Origin of the sequence: Rhabdonatronobacter sediminivivens, from assembly GCF_013415485.1 — a bacterium.
Classification (GTDB): domain Bacteria; phylum Pseudomonadota; class Alphaproteobacteria; order Rhodobacterales; family Rhodobacteraceae; genus Rhabdonatronobacter; species Rhabdonatronobacter sediminivivens.
Genome location: NZ_JACBXS010000017.1, coordinates 20,339 through 40,260, shown reverse-complemented (window position 1 = coordinate 40,260; position 19,922 = coordinate 20,339). Strand labels below are relative to the sequence as shown.

Annotated in this window: 4 protein-coding genes (1 of these 4 cut by a window edge); all 4 read right to left on the bottom strand. The window is 69.4% G+C overall.

Annotation, left to right across the window (positions count from 1 at the left end):
• Positions 1–263 precede the first annotated feature (263 nt).
• Tightly spaced (at most 10 nt apart), the 4 genes in view from HUK65_RS09805 to HUK65_RS09790 form a layout consistent with a single transcriptional unit that may run on beyond the window.
• Positions 264–2,255, bottom strand: a complete 1,992-nt coding sequence (locus tag HUK65_RS09805) for a preprotein translocase subunit SecA (RefSeq protein ID WP_179905989.1) — start codon at positions 2,253–2,255, stop codon at positions 264–266.
• A 1-nt stretch (position 2,256) separates the two neighbouring features.
• Entirely contained in the window at positions 2,257–4,410 is a 2,154-nt protein-coding gene (locus HUK65_RS09800) for a zinc metalloprotease (protein WP_179905988.1), read from the bottom strand.
• A gap of 10 nt (positions 4,411–4,420) precedes the next feature.
• Positions 4,421–6,286 carry an HlyD family efflux transporter periplasmic adaptor subunit gene (locus HUK65_RS09795; protein WP_179905987.1) on the bottom strand — a complete coding sequence of 622 codons (1,866 nt, stop codon included), beginning with the start codon at positions 6,284–6,286 and terminating at the stop codon, positions 4,421–4,423.
• Positions 6,276–19,922, bottom strand: the 3' end of a protein-coding gene (locus tag HUK65_RS09790) for a CARDB domain-containing protein (protein ID WP_179905986.1). It continues 18,102 nt past the right edge of the window; 13,647 of the gene's 31,749 nt are visible here — the last part of the coding sequence; its start codon lies beyond the right edge, outside the window; it ends in the stop codon at positions 6,276–6,278. The genes HUK65_RS09795 and HUK65_RS09790 overlap by 11 nt, the downstream gene beginning before the upstream one ends.

The following is a 19,922-nucleotide window of genomic DNA, read 5'->3' as shown; positions in this document are numbered from 1 at the left end:
AAAAGATTGGTGTGGCCCCGGGGACTGTCGAGCGGTGGTGCAGGGGCGGTTGCTGCAGGGTCAATTGCGCGATGCCTGCCGTGGTGAGTGGCGTGGATCGTTTTCAACCAATGCTGCATTTCCGGTGATCCCTTATGCGTGGCACCCGGTTCCAGGCCGGGCGGCGCCGCGCTGTGCGCTCCGGGGGGAACCCCGGGACGAACATGCGCAGGGTGCCGCGCCAGGTGGCGGCTGTGCCGCGTGATACAGCGGAGGCGCGTTGCTCAGATGGGCCTGCGTGTGAAACCCAGGGACTTTTCAAGCTTGTCGGCGCGGCGCAGGACGCCCTCGCGGCGCAGGCGCGCCCGGGCCTCGGCGGCGCGCTGCGCGCGCCACCGCAGCAGATGCGCCAACACGGCAGGAAGGCGTCGCAGGCCGCCTGGCAGCAGCCCCGCCACCGCCCGTTGCATCCGCGGGGCATGACGGCGGAACAGGTCATCATCCAGGGCGACCAGAGCCTCGGTGCTGCCCGGATCACCCTGGCGACCGGCACGGCCCACAAGCTGACGGTCGATGCGCGGACTTTCGTGGTATTCGGTCAGCATGACATGCAGACCCCCTGCCGCGCGGGCCTCGGAGGTCAGCCGGATATCGGTTCCGCGCCCGGCCATGTTTGTGGCCACCGTCACCGCACCGGCGGCGCCCGCGCGGGCGATCAGCGCGGCCTCATCCCCGTCCTGGCGTGCGTTCAGCACCACATGCGCCAGGCCTGCATCGCCCAGCACCCCGCCCAGGCGTTCCGAAACCTCGACCGAGCGGGTGCCGATCAGCACCGGGCGCCCGCGGGCGACCATGCGCGCGGCGCGGGCCGCCACGGCCTGCAGTTTCGCCGGTTCATCCCGGTAGAGGCGCACCCCCAGATCACGGCGGTGCAGCCGACGGTGACGCGGCACCCGCGTGACCCCCAGCCCATAGGTCCCCCATAATTCGCGCGCCACCTCGGCGCCGGTTCCGGTCATGCCGCCGAACCACAGGTAGCGGCGGAAGAACCCCTGATAGGTGATCTGCGCCAGCGTCCGGCGCGAGGCCCCGGGGGGCAGGCCCTCCTTGACCTCGACCATCTGGTGCAGCCCGGCCTGCCATTGACGGTCGGCCAGAACGCGGCCGGTGAATTCGTCCACGATCTGCACCGTATCCTCGGCCAGGATGTAATGCTGGTCGCGGTGATGCAGATGCAGCGCGGCCAGGGCGTGGCGGCACAGCTCCTCACGCGCGCGGGCGATCTGCCACAACGCGGGCGCGTTCCAGTCGGTCCCGGCACGCGCGGCCAGCAGGGCGCGACCGGCGCGGGTCAGCTCGGCCCGGCGCTGCGCGTGATCGAGCCGGAAATCCTGCCCTTCGGCCAGCCCGCGGGCATGTGCCAGGGCATGGCGGCAATCGGCCTCGGACAGATGGGTGTCAGGGGCGGCGATGATCAGGGGGGTCTGGGCCTCGTCGATGAGGATGCTGTCGGCTTCATCCACGATGCAGAACCCCAGCGCATGGGGCATCGGCGGCGGCACGGGCCTGCCGCGCAGGGTGGCGGCAGCATGGCGCTGCACCGTATCCGGCCCTTCGCGCCCCAGACGGCTGCGCAGGTAGTCGAACACCAGGGTCTTGTTGGTCACATAGACGATGGGCGCGCCATAGGCTGCGATCTTTGCGGCCGGGGTCATGTCGGCGTCAATCCAGGCGCTGCGCAGGCCCAGCCGGGCAAAGACCGGGGCAAGCTCATCATGATCCCGCCGCGAGAGGTAGTCATTCACGGTCACCACATGGACCGGCACCCCGGCCAGCGCAGCAGCCACCGCCGGCAGGGCGGCGGTGACGGTCTTGCCCTCGCCCGTGGCCATTTCGGCAACGCGCCCGGACAGGATCTGTGCCCCGCCGCGCAGCTGGACGGCATGATGGGCAAAGCCCAGTTCACGGCGCAGGGCCTCGCGGCAAAGCGCAAAGGCCCGGGCCACCGTGCCGATCCGGAACCCGCGGCGCAGCAGAACGGGGCGCAGCGCTCGGGCTTGCATCTGCAGCGCCGCATCCGATGCAGTGCGCAGCCTTCGCCCATGCCAGAGGGTCAGCGCCACCACCAATCCATCGCGCAGGCCGCTGCGGTAAAGCGGCGGGACAAGCGCACGAAAGCCGGTGGCAAGGGCTTCGTCATACCATGTCTGGACCGGCCAGCGGCGTTCGGCGAAAAAGGCGGGCGCCCGGTCGCGGATGAGCCAGGGCTGGCTCATGTCACGCCGCGCCCCGGGTGAAAAGTGACAGGAATGCCACCCGCGCGCGCCGCCACAGCCTGAAACCCACGGGTTCCAGCCCTAGGTCGAACTTCACCTCGACCCGCTGGCCGAAGCGCGCCTGCTCCAGGCCGGGCACGCTCAGGTCCAGCGTGACCAGCGGGTCCAGCGCACGCATCCCTTCGGGGTCGCCGGGGTCCGTGGCAATACGCCCGCCTGCGGCCCGGCCCAGCGCGGCGGCGGGCAAACGCTGGCTGGCCATCGGCACCCGGCGCAGGTCGGTCGCCTGCAGTGCCAGGCCTGCGTCCCCGGGCAGGCGCAGGGTGACCCTGCGCAACCGCGTGTCCAGGAATTCGGCCTTCGGTTCGGGCAGGCTGGTGCGCACCCGTTGCGCCCGGTCCGGGAGCACATGCGCGATGACCGCGCCTTCGGGGAAATATCGCCCGATCGCCATGTCCGGCAGGTCCATGTAGAACCGCCCCGCCACGGCCGCGCGCAGTTCCAGCCGCGCGACCCGCTGCGCGGCATGGGCGACATCGGCATCATGGCGCGGAAGCGCGGCCATGGCCTGACGCCATTCTGCCCGGTCGTTGACCTGGGTCGCGCGGGCGTGGATGTCGGCCTCCAGCTGCCGGGCGCGGGCCATCTGCAGGCGGGTGGTTTCCGCAGGCGCGTCCAGCACCGCCAGCACCGCGCCCGCCGCCACCCAGGTCCCGGGTGCGATCGGCAGATCGACCAGCACGCCCCCGGTTTCCACCCGCAGATGCGCCCGTTCGGGCAGCCAGACCACGCCCTGGGCGGTCTCGCGCAGGGGCAGCGGTACGCTCAGAAGCAGCAGCGCCGCCCCCGCCAGCCCCGCCAGCATCGACGCCCAGGCCCTGCCGCGCCGTTCGGCAAGCCGGGGATCGGACCACAGATGCCCCAGCGTCTTGAACAGCGGCACCACCAGCGCCTGGACCATGCTCCAGACCGCGATCAGGACCCCGGCGATGAAATACTGCGTGGACACCATCACCGCGATCGTCAGCATGATGAAGATGCGATAGACAAAGGCCGCCGGCGCATAGAGGTAGAACACCCAGGCCTCGGCCCGGGTGCGGGGCGCGTTCCGGGGATCTTCCAGCCCCAGCAGCGCCTTGGCCAGCCGCCCCCAGGCCTTGTTGGCGCGCGGTCCCAGGTTGGGCATGCCCAGCAGGTCGCACAGGACATAGTAGCCATCGAATTTCAGCAGCGGATTGCCATTGACCAGCACGGTCGAGATGCCTCCGATCAGCATGACGTTGAACATCATGTCCCGCAGCAGCCCTGGTTCCGCCGCCAGCCAGATCAGGAACGCCCCTGCCGCCAGCCACAGTTCGGCCAGGATCCCCGCACCGCCCACCAGCGCCCGTGCCCGCCGCTGCGGAAAGAAGGCCGAGGACGAGGCATCGACATAAGGTACCGGGTAGAAGACCAGGAACATGATGCCGGTTTCATGCACCGCCCCGCCATGACGCTTGGCGGCCAGCCCATGGGCCAGTTCATGCAGGGCCTTGACCACCGGATAGACGCAGGCCATCAGCACCAGATTGTCCAGCGCCAGCCATTCGCGCGGGCCGGTGCGGGTCAGGGCCTCCCAATGCAGTGGCAGAAGGCCCAGCGCCGGGATCACCACGGCCAGCCAGACCAGCGCCCAGAACAGCCCGGCCCGGCGCCCCTGCACCAGCGGCGCCAGACGGTCCAGAAAGCGGTCCGGGTCGAACAGCGGCAGCGGAATGGCCAGGGGGTTCTTGTAGAAACGCTGGCGTTTCTGGCGCCGCTGGCGCTGCATCCGGTCCAGCAGTTCGGCGGCATCGGGAGTGGCATCCACGCTCAGCAGATCGGCCTGATAAAGCTGCGAGAGCAGTTGCACCGTTTCCTCCTGCGACGGGGCCTGCGGGCCAAGCTCGGCCAGGGCGGCCTCCCATATGCGGGCAAGCGGCTGCTGGCCGCGCATGCGCCCCACGATCTGCCAGGCCTGCGCCGTGAAACGATAGAGCTTGCCCGTCACCGGGTCGCGCAGCACATGCCAGGCCTCGCCGCCGTAATCGTGCAGGGTGACCTCGACCTGCGGTTTCAGCGCCGGTTGCAGATCGGCCAGGCGATACCAGAGCGGGCTGAAGAAACTGTCGGTCATCGGCCGGTCCTCAGGGTGACAGCCGCCACAGAAGGTGGCGCAGGCGCAGCATCAGGTTCCGGCTGAGCGCATGAAACAGCGATGCCTGGCCCGCATCGATGCGGGCGCGCCCGGCCATTCCGGGGCGCAGGGCGGCCGGGGGCGGGGTGATGAAGCGCGCCTCGGCCATGAAGGCGTTCTGCCCCCGGGTGATATCGCTGACCGCGCCCAGATGGTCGATGCGGATGGCCAGCGGCGCGCCGGACAGCCCCACCAGCGCCACGCGCCCCTCGGCGCCCCGGGCGATCAGGTCAATGTCATGCTCACCCACCTCCAGCGCCACGATATGACTCTCATGGGCGGCGACCTCGAACAGGACATCGCCGCGACTGACCGGCGCCCCCAGCGACTGGCCCAGATCCCCCGAAACGATGATCCCGTCCAGCGGCGCGCGCAACATGGCCCGGTCCAGCCGGGTCGCCACCAGCGCCAGTTCCGCCTGCACCGAGGCCGCCCGCGCATCCAGCATCGCCAGCCCCACGCGGTTGCCCTCGGCCAGGGTCTGCAGGCGCTCGGAGTCGATGCGGGCGGCCTCGGCCTGCAGCCGGCTCTGCTCCAGCGCCAGATCACGTGTGTCCAGAACGGCGATCACATCGCCCGCTGCCACGGCATCTCCGGCCCGCAGGTGCGCGGCCTCGATATAGCCATCGAAGGGAGCGACCACGGCGCGCTGCACTTCGCCAAGCACCCGCGCAGGCGCGCTGAGCGTCACGGTCCAGGGCAGCAGCGCCAGCACCAGCGCCAGCGCGACCGCCAGCCCGGCCCCGAGTTTCAGCACCGGATACCCCGGCCCGAAAAGCCGCGTCCAGCCCCGGCCCAGCATCTCGACCAGACGCCCGGAAAGCAGGCGATGCGCGCGCATCCGGCTGTGAACGGCGGGTGCAACGCTGGCGCAGAGCGCCTGCGCTAGCGCGACCTCGGCGCGGGTAAAGGCCCCGGCCGTGGCCTGATCTCCGGGGGCATCGCCGGACTGCAGCCGTTCCAGAGTGATTACGCCAAGCAGTTTGCCCCGCAGCATCAGCGGCAGGCTGATCATGGCCGCCACCCCCGCCCGGCGTGCATGGGCGCGGTGTGCGGCCAGGACCGACAGCCCGTCATCGGCCGGATCTGGCCAGATCAGGGGGCGGCCCTGCAGCCGGGCCTCGTTCATGGCCTCGTGCAGGCTGCGCATGTCGCGCATCCGACGGTCGGCCTCGGCGGTTTCGGAAACCGCCCGCAGGCGCAGTCGGCGGCCCTGCAGCAGGGTGACGGCGGCGCGGTCCGCCAGCAGCCGCAGCCGCAATTCATTGACAAGGCCGCGCATGGCGCCGTCCAGCCCCTCGGCGTCTTCGGCGGCGGCCAGCATGTCCAGCGCAATGCCGCTGCGTTCCGCCGCATCGGTTGCGGCCATCTCGCGGCTGCGCTGGACGATGGCATGGACCCAGCCGCTGCCCCAGTGCAGCCGGCGCAGCGCCGCCTGCAGGGCCTCGGGGGGAAGCGGGTCACAGGCCAGGGCGATGACCCCGTGCAGATGCGATTCGATGAACAGCGGAAACCCGATGCGCTGGGCCCCGTCATCGCGGACCAGCAGCGTCCGGTCGGGGGTCTGGGCCAGCCGCTGGGCCAGCGGGACCAGCGGCGCAGCCGCCGAAGCGTCCGGCCATTGCACTGCGGGAACCAGCGTTCCGGCGGTCGATTCCAGCATCAGAACGGCGCTGCGCACGCCGTCGATCTCGGACAGCAGGATGCTGAACCAGGCCTCAAGGAACGCGCCGGCATCGGCCGGATCGGAGAACCCTGCCCAGTCCGGGGAAACGCCCGTCGCCCCGCGCGGGTTGAGGCGCAGGTCAAGGGTCAAGGGCAGCCTCCTTGTCTTGCGCGCGGCGGGTGGGGTGGGGCGTCTTGCGTCCGGCGGCGCCCGTCAGCGCGGCTAGTGCGGCGCCCAGCGCCAGGGCCTGCGCCCCGGCGGGCGCGGCTTGCTGCGCGGCCCCGCTATCGGGGGCCCGGGCTTCAGGCGCATTGGTGTCAGGCCCGGGATCGGCCAGGGCATGTGCGGCCTGGTGCAGCGCCGGAATGGCCGGGCCGGTGATGGTGGCGGCGGTTTCGGGCAGGTCGGTCGCACTGGGGGCGGGGTCCGGGACAAGGCCCATGATGCGCGCACTCAGCGCCATGCCGGTATCGCGCAACCAGATCACCCAGGCGCGCCCGTTCGCTCCGGGCACCGTGGGCCAGTTCTGCTGCGCGGCCAGCGCGTCAAGCGCATCGCGCAGGGCCTGGGGCAGGTCCGCGCCGCGCCAGAGGCCCGGCGCGGCGTCGGCGTCATCCGGCATCGGCGGCAGGGTGATGCCCAGGAACATCATGTCCGAAATGCACAGCGCCGCCCCGTCGGGCATGTCGGGCAGGGTCTGCAGCAGGTTGCGGATCGCTTCGGGCAGATCGGCCTCGGTCCAGATGCAGCGGCTGCCCGGAAGGCTGGGCGGCGCCATGGGCGGGTCGCCCGGGCGGGCCGAGAACGGCCCCGTGGTCAGCTCCACGCCCCCACCCCCGGCCATGGCCGGGGCGCGAAAGGCCGGCACACCGCCAAGCGCCAGCCCGGCGCCAGCCGCCGGAGCCCCGCCACGCGGGGCCGGGCGGTCCTGATCGGAGGGGCGATCGGGTTGCTGCGGCCCGCCGGGCGTGTCCGGGTCCTGCGGGGTGGTGGGGAGCTGCGGGTCGGTGGGATCGGGCTGTTCCGGGCCCGGGTCGGTCGGGTCCGGCTGCTGCGGATCAGAGGGGAGGTCAGGGTCTTGCGGGTCCGCCGGCTGCTGCGGGTCGCCTGGATCGGCGGGGTCAGGTTCGCTGGGGCCCGGGTCGCTTGGATCCGGGTCGCCCGGTTGCGGGTCGCCCGGGTCCTGCGGGTCTGTGGGGAGGTCAGGGTCGTCCGGGTCTGCCGGGTCGCTTGGGTCGGATGGGCCCGGGTCGCCCGGCTGCGGGTCGCTCGGGTCCTGCGGGTCTGAGGGCAGGCCGGGCTCTTGCGGGTCTGCGGGGTCAGGGTCTGCCGGGTCGGGTTCGGAGGGGTCAGGGTCGGTGGGGTCAGGTTCAGCCGGGTCCTGTGGTTCCGAGGGGCCGCCCGGGTCTGCCGGGTCGCTTGGGTCGGATGGGCCCGGGTCGCCTGGCCCCGGATCAGATGGGTCAGGGTCGCCGGGGTCAGGGTCGCCAGGGGTGGGGTCAGCCGGGTCCGGCTCCGAATGCAGCGCCGCGACCAGCCGCGCGGGATCGGTCAACGGGAAGGCCGCAAAGCCGGTGTCCAGCCCGGCGCTCACACGCGCCGTGGCGGTTTCATCGGCCGCGTCGATCACGCCATCGGCGGTCACATCGCCGGGCAGTTTCGCGATTTTCAGCGCGCGTCCGGCAACCTGGCCCACCGGCGCCCCGTTCAGGGTATCCAGCACGAATCCCACCTGCCCAAGCTGCCCGTAGTCGCGCGTGCTTGCCTTGCCCAGCACCAGACGGCCCAGGGTGACCGTTCCGGGCGCCAGCGGGCTGGACAGGTTCAGCGCGAAGCGCACCCGGTCAAACCCGTCATCGCCTGTTTCCGTGCCCACCGGCGGCAGCAGGCCGCCGCCCAGGTCCGCATCCAGTTGCAGGCCCGCCACGCTCAGCGCGCCCGTGGGCACGATCAGCGTGAACCCCAGCGCGCTGATCCCGCCCGAGGAGTGCAGCCGCACCGGCACGCCATCGGCTGGCTGGACGGAAGCCCCCGGCGGCAGGATGATGTCGCCCGCTTGGATTGCCACCTCTCGCGCGGCAATGGTGAAGGATGCGCGGAAATCACCCCCCGCCTGCCCATCGCCCGGGCCGTCCAGATCCCCCAGCGGGCCGGTCCAGGCATCGGCGGCGCTACGCAGGATCAGCTCATGGTTGCCGGGGGCAAAGCCGCCGGTCGGCAGGAACCAGAAGCCGTCATCGGTGAAGATCAGGCTGCCCGGCACCGGGTTTGCATCCGGGCCGATCACGCGCAGATCATCGGGCAGATCGGGGCCGGGGCCATAAAGCGCAATGGTCGCACGGTTGAAATCGGCGTTGAAGCCAATCCGCAGCGCATCCGGTTCCGCATCCAGCGTCACCACGCGCAGGGTATCAGCGCGCAGCACCGGTTCGACCTGGGCGATCACCACCTGAGACCCCAGCGCCCCCAGCCCGATCAGGTCGAACTCCAGCCACAGGGGCGTGTTGGCAAGCACGGGCAGCGGCAGATCCAGAACAACGGTTTCACCCGGTGCGACCGGCCCCGCGCCGCTTGTGCGCAGCACGCTGTCGGCCAGGACCAGCGTCCCATCGGCCTGCAGGTTCACGGCGGCATCGGTGCCGTCCAGCGGGGCCACGGCCAGCGCCATGCCATCGGCGCCACGCAGGCGGATCTCGAACGCATCCGGCAGGCCCGGCGTCAGGGCCATGCGGTTGGTCAGCGTTACCCGCAGATGGCTGGCCCCCGCGGGGGGGATGAAGAATTGCGCGGCCCGGCCATTGCCGGTCAGCGCCTCGGTCAGGACCAGACCCTCGGGCCCGGTGGTGGCCGCACCGGCAAGCTGCCAGCCAAAGCCCGCATCGCCCGAGGGGGTGGCGAAATCGCCGTTCAGGAACGGTCCCGGTTCCTCGATCGGATCGACGCCGGGGGAATTGGCCGTAAACCGCCCATCGGGGAAGGCCGCGTCATGGTCGCGCAGCCGGTCCAGATACCATTGCGCCAGAATGCGGCCCTGATCGGGGCTGGGCGACAGGCGCGGATCATCCAGTGCCAGCGCCAGAACCGCCAGGTGTTCCGGCGTGAAATCGGTGTTGTAGAGCGTCGAAAGCGGGGTGGGGCGCAACGGATCGCGCGCGAGGCCATCGGCGCCATATTCATTCACCAGCCCCAGGTTGTGCAGGTATTCATGCGCCACCAACCAGCCGATCCGGTCGGAGAACCCGCGCATGTCCAGCGCCACATCGCCCGCCAGATGCGCCAGCGCATAAGACCGCAGCGCACCATCGACCGCCAGCCGGATGGCGGGCGTGGCGTCCCGGATGGCGGGGTTGAGCACCGCCTGCAGCCGTTGCAGCGCCTGCGCCGGGGTCAGGTCCGGGCGCAGCCGGTATGGATCATGCGCCAGCACCAGCGCCTCCAGCGCCTTGCGGTCGATATCCAGCCGGGCCTCGGCGCGGGGGGTGGGGTCAAAGGGGGGGCGTTCGGCGGCGGGCAGGGCCAGCCAGTCCTGGATACGGGCGAATTCAGCTTCGCTCAGCGGTTCCAGCCGGTAGAGCGGCTGGTTCGACATCTGGCCGGGGCCCAGATCCATGCTGCCCGCGGCCACAAAGGGGGCAAACAGGCTCAGCACCCCCGGCAGCGGATCAAGCGCGGAAAAATCCGTCCCGCCCGCGCTTTCGCGCAGCAGCATTTCGATCACCGGGGCGTAAAGCGCCTCCATCTGCGCGCGCATGTCCGGGTCGGACACTGCGGGATCGATGCCCACAAACCCGGCATCGCCAAAGCTTTCCAGCAGCAGTTCCAGCCCGCGGATCAGTTGCGCCGGGTTCACGTCCAGGGCGTTCTGCTGGCGGATCGGGGCCTTGAAGACGATGCTGCCGGATTTCTCGCCGCCGAAGCGCAGCTCGGTCTTCAGCTTCAGGTAGCCGTCACTGCGATTGACCGGCAGTTCGGGCAGGAAGTTCAGGACCAGATCCTGCGATGCGGCTGCATTCACCAGTTGCAGCCAGCGCCCCATGTCCAGCGCATCGGCGCGGAAGTTGCTTTCCTGCATCGGCTTGGTCTTGGTGCCGTCCTTGTAGATGTCCGAGGTGGCCAGCGGGATCGAGACTTCGAAGGGCGCGCTTCCGGGCAGGACGAACACCCGCTCCTGCCCGGCGACGGTGGGCGGCAGGGTGATGATGCCGTCTATGGTGGAGTCATCGCCGATATCCAGCAGGTAGAACAGCCGGAAATCATGCACCTTGCCCAGGGGCTCATCGCGCCAGAACTCGGCAATCCGCAGGCCCGCGTCGATGATCCCGGGGCCGACCATGCGCTGCAGCTCATGCAGTTCCACCGCGGCATGGAGCTTCAGCGTCCGGGTGGTGCCCGCCGCCAGCGAGATCTCGATCCGGCGGGTTTGCGTTGCGTCCGACCAGGTGATCGGGGCCAGCTCGATATCGGCATCGGTCAGGTCGCTGCTGATCGCCGAGGACACCTGCAGGCCCAGGAACAGGTTCGGCTGCAGGGTGATGACGATCTCGGCGTCGCTGTCGGTCTTGTTCTCCAGCACCAGTTCCTTGAGGTTGGCGCCGTCCTTGAAATCCTTGGTGCCGCGGGCAATCGCCTCCAGCCCGCTTTTCTGCGAGTCGCTTTTCTTAAGCGTGTCGGTGAACAGCCACTTGCCGGCCTTGGAATTTGGAAAATCGAAATCGACGCTTTCTGGCTGGGGAACTTCGGGGTCGGGCTGTGGCTCCAGCACCGGAGGGGGGGCGGGTTCGGGGTCCGCAGGTGTGGGATCGGAAGGTGCCGGATCAGAAGGTGCGGGGTCGGAGGGGGCTGGATCAGACGGGGCAGGGTCGGAGGGGGCCGGATCGGCCTCTGGCGGGTCCGAAGGTGCCGGGTCGGACGGCGTGTCCCCGGTGCCGTTCTCCCCTGTGGGGGGCGGGGTGGGGCCGGGATCGGTTTCGCCGCCGTTCTGTTCGGCGGGATCGGTCTGCGGGTCATCGGTATCGCCCGGGTCTTCGTCCAGTTCCGGTTCGGGATCGATGGTGCGGAATTCGATGGAAATGCCATCCACGCCGATATTGTCGATCCCCACGAAGCGCGCACGTTCCAGGAATGTGGTGTGCTGGCCCTGGAACTCGAACCGCAGGCTGCCCGATGTTCCGCGTATTTCAGATGGAATTGCAGCGACATAGCGCTTGCGCGGGGTGGTTTCTTCCAGATTGATGAACATGCCCACGTCACGGATGATCAGGCGCGTTTCCGTGCCATCCATACCCACCCAGAGCACGCTCAGGCTGCCTGCCCCGAACGCGCCGGGCCAGGCATCGAAACCGATCTGCGCCACATCCTGCGGCAGGTAGAAGCGGTTGCTGGTGGCGATACCAGGCACGAAATCGCGGCTCATCAGGCTCATGTGATAGTCCACCGCATTGGCCTGCAGCCAGAACAGCAGCGTTGGCAGCACGCCGGTGGCGAAATCCTCCATCGCTTCGGCGGCGGCGCCATAGATGCCGAAGGGCAGCATCAGGTTGGGCCCGTTAAGCGCGATATCCGTGAACTCGCGCCGGAAATCGGTGAACATGGAGTATTGCGAGGTGGAGTAGAGCGTGGATTCATGCAGGGCGCGGGTGATCTCGCGCAGGTCATCAAGGCCGATACGGCCATCAAAGAAATTGCTGAAATCGGCCGCATCCATCACCGCGCGCACCGCGTCGGTCATCGTCCCGCCCTGGATCAGCGTATCGGTCAGGGTGCTGACCAGACCCAGCAACCCGTCCAGCCCCTCCACGAATGCCTCGGCCGCGTCGGGGCTGATGCCCAGACCGGCAATGACGGCTTCAACCTGCGGGACCTGCAGGCTGAGGCCCAGAAGCCCGTCGATCTGTCCGCCCTGATAGGACCAGCCGGGGAACTGGTATTCCAGCGCACCCGGCGGCGAAAGCCCGGTCGCCGCCAGCGGCGTGCTGAGGAACCCCGGAAGCACGATCCGCCCGTAATAGGGCCGGAACCCGGCCTGGAAATCGCCGTTGAACACCACCGGGACCGCGTCCGGCAGCGCGCCGTGGCGGGTGTTGTTGAATTCGCCCGCAACGGGGCGGTCCGGGGTGCCCGTGGCCTCGGGGCGGCTGCCGTCGATGCCGCGCACCGCAAAGGGATCGCTGCCGCCGCCCAGCCAGGAATAGAACCACCCCTCGCCGATGCCTTCCCAGGGGTAGCCATCGACCAGCGGCCCGCTGGGTGTGTCGCCCGGCGCGCTTTCGAACAGGCCGAAACGCTGCACATCCGCAAAGGCCCGGTACCAGCCCTGAGTGTTTTCGGTTTCATCCAGATAGGGCGGGTAATAGCGCGATTTCACCCCCAGCAGCCAGCCATCGGTTTCGATCCCGCGGTCGCTCAGGCGCCGCCAGATGGGTTCCCCGCTGGAATAGGCAGAGCCGATGCGGTCGATGTTCAGCGCCGCCGTGCCCGCATACCAGGCGAGCGTCCGGTCATGCAGCGTTCCCAGACCGCCGTTGAAGCCGGTGTAACGCTGGATCAGCGGCCAGATGTCATCTTCGACAAAGCCGGGCAGCCCGTCCAGGCTGCGGTTGATATCGGCCTGCGGGATGCTGCGGCCCCAGACGGTGAGCGAGGTGTTGAACTGGTCCGGGTCCAGCCCGGTCCCGGTGCGCGCCCACAGCCGCGCGGCCTCGCCCAGCGGGTCGGATTGCAGCCGCTCCAGCGCCCCCGGCCCCCAGTTCGATGCCGCCAGGTAGGGCAGTATCTCGGTCGCATCGATCACCGCCTGCTGCTGGTAGTAGCTGTCGAAGAAATCGATCCCCTGCCAATAGGTGATCTGCGGATCACGGAAACTGCGCCAGTCAAGGTATTGCAAGCCCATCAGCCGCGCGAAATCGGACGTTCCGGACCACAGGATGCTCTTGGTAAACGACTTGGCCGCCTCCCAGGCCGGGATCGGATTGCGGGTCAGAAGTGCAGTGCCTGCGCCTTTGAGCGTGGCGCGGAATGCGCCCTTGGCCTTGGCCTTGGCGAAGGATTCGAAATCGATCGCCAGCGAGGGGATGTCATGGTCATGCGGGTCCAGCGCGGTGAAATGCAGGTCCGGCATGGTCTTGCCCACATGGAACAACAGCCGTTCCACGATCTCGGAATTCACCACGGCGCCGCGCCCGTGGCCGATGAAATGCATCGGCAGGGCAAACAGATCCTGCGCGGTTTCGGTGTTCAGATGCATCAGCCCGGCAAAGATGGCGCTGGCGGCAGCCTCGGTGAAGCCGGAATCATTGATGGCGCTTTCGCGGTACCAGTCCGTCATCAGGACCAGCGCCCCTTGCGGGTCATCCAGATTGCGCCCCGGCGTGGCCGAACGCCAGATCCCGGTCTGCGAGTCATGGACCGCCACCATCCCGTCATTGCGCCGCGCAATCTGCTGGGCCAGCTCGAACATCGCGGATTCGGTCGGTTGCGGCCCCCAGAACGGGTGGAAATTATGGGTCAGGACCGTGACCGAGCTGAAGCCGCCCTGCTCCTCTGCGGGGGCCACGCGGAACAGCTCGGACATGGTCTGCAACCTGCGGCCTTCGTCGTTGACGCTGATGCCCCAGGCATAGAGCTGCCCGCGTGTGAGCGGGAACGGCAGGGTGAAGCTCAGCACCTCCTCGGTGCTGGCGTTGAAATTCTTGGCAAAGACCCGGTTGCGGTTGCCGTCCAGGAACAGGTCCGAGGCGGTCGGATCATCCTCGAATGTGGCATCGCGGAAGCCTGCCTCGCGCAGGGCTTCGATCAGGGCGCTGTCGCTTTCACCGGCAAACAGACCTCCCGAGGCGGATTGCACCGAAACCCAGAGCGTATGATCCAGCGCCTTGCCGCCCAGCGACCATTCGAAGGTCACCACCGGCGGCACATCCCGGTCGCCGCGGGTGGGCGAGATCAGCCCGATCACCGGCGCCTGGCTGACAATCCCCTGCGGGCGGCTGGTCGCACCGGTGCCGATGGGCGCATTGGGCGATTGCGGGTCCGAGGGGCGCTGCTCGAAGCCGCCCTCCGAAGGCCACCATGCGAAATCGGCGCGCAGGTCGATTTCGGGGTTCACCCCGGCCCGCTGCTCGGCCGAAAACCCGCCCGTGAAGGAGAAGTTGATCAGGCTGCTGCCGTCAGGCGCCAGATCGTTGAGCGGGTTGAACCCGCGCAGGATCGGCTCATCGGCGGTGGCGCGCAGCTGCGCGATCAGGGCATCCAGGTCATAGGCAAAGATGGCGTTCTGCGCTTCGAAGGCGGCGTAGAGATAAAGCCCGTCCCCCGAGACCGCCAGCCTGGTGCCAAAGCCGTTGGACACGGGCCGCAGCGCGCCAACCAGTTGCGGGGCCTCGCCCAGAGGGTCGGCGATGACCGCGATGGCAGACCCCGCGGCCACCGCCGGGCGGGGTTGGCCGGGGTCAAAGACATTGGGGAACACCTCCAAGATCTGGGCGCGGTAATTGGGGTTGCGGGTGACATCATCGACCGCAAAGCGGTTCTGCCCCATGACAAAGGCATAGGACATGTCAGGCGACAGCACCACCTGTGCGGCGTTGTTCACCTCGAAGCTGTCGCGGCGCATGGCGGCGGCCAGCGGGTGGTTGAAGGGGATCGGCGGCGCCAGGGTAAAGGGCACCTGCGCGCGCGCATCCCAGAAGAACGAATCCCGCCGCGCGAAGGTGAAAACGCCTGCGGCATCGTTGTTGCGGTCGGTGACAATGGCGATATCTTGCCCGGTCACATCGCGCAGCACCTGCAGGCCGTAGGGCTGGCGCAACTGCGCGCCGTCGGCGGTCCGGGTTTCGATCTGGGTGATGAAATCGGGTTGCCCACCCAGAAGCTCGCTGAGGAAGAAATCGAAGCTGAGGATGCCGATGAAGGCCACGCGCCCGGTGCCCTGCCCGTCATGGGGCACGCCGTCGGTGGCGGTGACCACCAGCGATGCCTCATCCTGGGTCAGGGCGATCTCGCGCAGGCCGAAACCGTCCAGCCCGGTGTTGAAGGTGCCCAGATGCACCAGCCGTTCGCCGCTGATGTCGATCACATGGATCAGCGGGCGCTGGGCGTCGCTGACCAGCGCGTAGCGGTTCGAACGGTCCAGGATGATGTGATAGGGCGCCGCCGCCCCCGCGCCCGCGCCGCCGCCATCGCTGCGCAGAAGCGCCGACAGGTCCAGCAGGTCCGCCTGTTCGCCGGTGACCAGGTTGACCAGCGCCAGCGTCCCTGCCCGTTCCAGCGTCACCACCGCGCGCGCGCCGTCGTCGAAGGTGACCGCGCTGCGGGGCAGGGCTGTGCCGCGCGGGGCCGGATCATCATCATCGGGCCAGCCGTCCAGGGCGATCCGGCGCAGGATATCGGGCGGGGCACCCGGTTCCGGCACCCCCAGGACAACGATCTGGTCAACTCCGAAGGCCTGATCCCTGAAGGCGCCATTGGCCACCAGCCCGACCGTCACGTCATTATTGTTGTTCAGCCGCCAGAGATCCGACACCTGCGGCCGGGGGCCAAGGAAGGTATCGCCCACCCCGCCGGCGGTGGCACCTGCGGGCACGCCCCCGGCGGCACTGGCACTGTTGAGCGCCTGATCCATGCGGATCACGCGCAGCTCCAGCACGTTGACCCCCAGCCCGGTGGGCAGATCGACCATCAGCTCGGAATTGCTGATGTGGTCCGGGGGCACGGCAAGGGCGATCATGCCGCCGCCCTCCGTGCGCTCGGCATCCTCGTCCGCCCCGGCTATGGCGGCCAGCAGCGCCTCCAGGTCGCCGCGCCCAAGCGCCAGCCAGACGCCGCCCTCGGGGACGTTTTCGCCATCGGCAAAGGCGGGGCTGCGGGGGGCGAATTCCTCGCCGCGCAGCGTGAGCGTGCTGGAGGTGCCGTCGCTGTCCACCACGCTGCCGGTGATGACCGGCACCATATCTGCCGGGTCCGCCACCTGCCCGATGTTGAAGATCGTCACGTCAAAGGCATCGCGGATGCCATCAGCCAGAGTGTTGATGGTCTGTGTCACGCTTTCGATCAGGCCGCTGGGCGAAATCGCGCTGAAGGTGGTCTGGATTGCTCCGATGGGCATGTGCAATGTCACCCGCGGTGCGGGCGCGGTCGCGCCAACGGTAATCCCCCCGGGCAGGCTCATGACCGCGCCCATGCTGGCGTTGTTCTGGGGGAATGCGGCAAAGGCGGTGCCCCCCTGGCGGGCAACGCCGCCCTCGCGCGGATTGGTCACGGCATAGAAGCTGTTGGCCACCAGCCCCAGATCATCGCCGCCGATGCTGCGCGCCACCCCGTCGGCGCCGACCAGCCCGCTGGCCACCTGCTGCCAGCCCATGACCCAGCCTTCGGGGCCGGGCAGCGGAGCGTGGCGATAGATCACCACCTCGGCGCCCTCGGGCAGATCGGTGGGCAGGCTGAACTGCGCCGGAACCGCCATCAGCGCATCATCGATGGTGAAGCGGAAGGCATCGACGAAATTCCAGCCCAGATCCTCGGGCGGGGGGGCGATGGGCAGATCGGCGCGGGCGATCTGGCGGATTTCGGCCTCGACATCATGGCCCAGCGCGCCCGGGGCAATCGCCACGGTCATGCCCGCCTCATTCGCGATCACGCCGCCATCGCGCCCCAGCGTGGTGGCACCGGTCTGCGCCGCAACCACCCTGACCGGCACCAGCCGCTCCAGCCCGCCCAGGATGGCGGTGATCACGGCCTCGCCCGCGGCACCGGCCTGCAGGCGGCCCTGGGGATCGACGGTCACAACCGCATCGTTCGAGCTGAAGAGCGCCAGCGCGCCGGGCTCTGCCTCCAGCGGAGTGCCGGAGCTGTCGGTGAAGCGCAGGTGCGCGGTGCCCTGACCGGCCTCCAGCGTGATGGCGCCGGGGACCACCTCCAGCCCCATGATCATGTCCAGCAGATCGTCCAGCCCTTCGTTGCCGACGCTGACGCGGGTCACGGCGCGGGTGCCGTCGCGTTCTGCAATCACCAGGCTTGCGCCCTCCATCAGGCCGCGCAGCAAGCCGTCCTCGCGCAGCTCCAGAACCTCGGGTGCGGTGAAGCTCAGGTCCAGATAGTCCAGCGGCAGGGGCACCCCGCTGGCCGAGGGGAAATCGCCCACCACCATCAACGCCCCAAGCCCGCCGATATTCAGTTCGGAGCCGCGCGTCAGGAAATCGATGGCAAGGGGGCGTTCATCCAGAACCGTGATCTGCAGGTCATGGACCGCCGAAACCGCGAAGCCGTCATCGGCGCGCAGGCCCAGCCGCGCGGTTCCAGAAAACCCGGGGTCGGGGGTGAAGATCAGGCTGCGCCCGTCCGGGGCAATCCGCGCCGCGCCGCCCAGCGCATGGTCAACCCGCAGGAAAACCGGGTCGCCTTCGGGGTCATGGGCAAGGTCGCCAAGGGACAGATGCAAGGGCAGACCGACAAAGCTGCGCAGCTCTGCGGCGTCGATCACGGGGGGCAGATTGACCGCGAAACCGGCATTGGCGGCGATGATCCGCGCATCCGCAGCCCCGGCTTGCCCGTTGCCGGTGATATCGACCGGACCCAGTTCGAAAGCTTCGGCATCGCGCGCGTCCACGCGCCCGTCGCCATCCAGATCGCCCGGTGTGAACACCTCCAGCGTGACACCCGCGCCGGCCGCGCCCTCCAGCGCGATCAGATGCAGCCCTGCGGTTTCGGCGGCAAGGATATGGGTCTGCACCCCGCCCGTGGTTTCCGAGGACAGCCGCTCCAGCCCCGTCAGCGCCTGCGGCATGGCCCCGTTTCCATGGATGCGCAGCCCCAGCAGCACCCGCCCGCCCGGGCCTGCAACCTCGCTGCCGCGCACCACCATCGAGACCACGGCCCGGCCATCTTCGGCCAGGGTCACGGCCTGCGATGTCCCGGCAGCAACCGCCAGGGGGCCGAATGACCCGGCCAGCGGGCGCAGTTGGTCGCCGTCCAGCCAGAAGCCGCCCGCCCCGGTGCCGCCCTCCCCGGTGTCGCCCGCCCCGGTGTCGCCCGTCCCTGTGCTGCCCAGAAGCTGGCCCTCCGGCCCATAGGCCTGAAGCGCGGTATCGGTGGCGCCGACCTGGCGCACCCGGTCCAGAAGCCCGTCCCCACGATAGCCAAACAACACCCGCGCCCGGTCCGAGGTGACCTCGGCCAGGCGTCCGCGGTGGTCGCGCTGCAGGGCCGCAACCACCCCGTCAGGGCCCAGGATCGCCGTATCCGACAGGGCCAGCGTGGTGCCATCGGCAAAGGTGATGGCGCGCACCTGCCCGGACCCGTCCAGCACCCATTCGGTGCCATCCGGCGCGCGCAGGCGCAGGCGCAGCTCATCGGTGGCCAGCGGGTCCAGGGCGCGCCCGCTGCGCAGGTCATAAAGCCGCCCGCCTGCGGCGATCAGCGGGGGCGATTCGGCCTGCAACTGCCAGTCGCCGGGCATATCGGGCACGAACACCGGCTGCGCAAGCTGCAGGCCGGGGTGGGGGTCAAGCTCCAGCCGGACCCCGAAGGCCAGGCGCGTGCCATCGGGCAGCGACAGATGCAGCCGTGATTCACGCCCCAGTCCGCGCGGCACCCCGTCTTCGGCCCGCCCGGTCGACAGCGGGTCATATTCGACGGCGAAGTCCTGCCAGACCGGGCGCCAGCCCTTGCCCAGCAGCCCCGGGCCGGGATTGGCCAGCGTGTCGAACTGCCGGGCCAGCGCCAGGGTATTGGCGCCAACCTGCAGGGTCAGATCGGTTTGCGTCAGGATCGCGCGGGGGGCATCCGTATCCGGCAGCAATTCAAGTGTCTGCGCCGCCGTGCTCCTGCGCCCGCTGACATCGACGGCCTCAAGCTGCAGCCGGTAGAAGCCGCTGGCGAATGCGGCCGGGTCCAGGGTCAGGCTCTGGGTGCCGGTCTGGCGGCCTTCGGCCAGAAGCTGCACCCCTCCGCTGGCGATATGGTGCAGCTCCAGCCGCCAGTGATCCAGATTGCGGTCCTCGATACCAAAGGACAGCGTCTGCGCCCGGTCCAGCGGCGCGCGGTCAAGCGCGGGCGGCAGGGTGACGACAGGGGCGGCGGTATCGTCCGGGTCGCGCACACGGATCACGCTGCTGGTGCGTCCCTCCTGTCCGGCGGTATCGGTGACGATCCCTTCCAGCGTCAGCACACCGGGGGCGGTGACCGTGATCTGCGCGCGCCCGTTGGCATCGAGCGCGACCTCGGATCCGTTCAGCAGCAGCCGCGCTGCGGCAACCGGCAGGAAGCTGTCGGCGCGCAGGCTGACGGTGATGCGCTGGCCGGGCAGCACCGCAAAGTCAGGGGTGGCCACGAGCAGCGGGCGCGGGGGGTCCGGTTGCGCCACAACCCGCAGCACAAAGGGCGCAGACACCTGCGCCCGCACGTCCGAGACCCGGGCGACGACCACATGATCCCCCAGCGCACCGGGGCCGGGGGTGAAACTGACCGTGCCGCTGTCGGGGTCGAAGGTGGCGCCGGGGGGCAGGCCGGTGAATTCATGGACAAGCGCATCGCCATCAGGGTCCGAGGACGCAACCGAAAAGCGCAGCTCCTCGCCCAGGATGGCGATCTGGTTCGCCGCAGCCAGCACCGGGGCGCGGTTCACATCGGCGATGTCCAGCGTCACCGTGGTCAGGGCCTCGGCGCCCGAAGGGTCAAGCGCGGCAAAGGCAAGCTGATAGGTGCCTGCGGCGTCAAACCCGGGGGTCCAGCGGAAGCTGCCGCTGGTGGTGTCGAACTCTGCGCCGCGCGGCAGCGGGTCGCGGGCTTCGAAGAC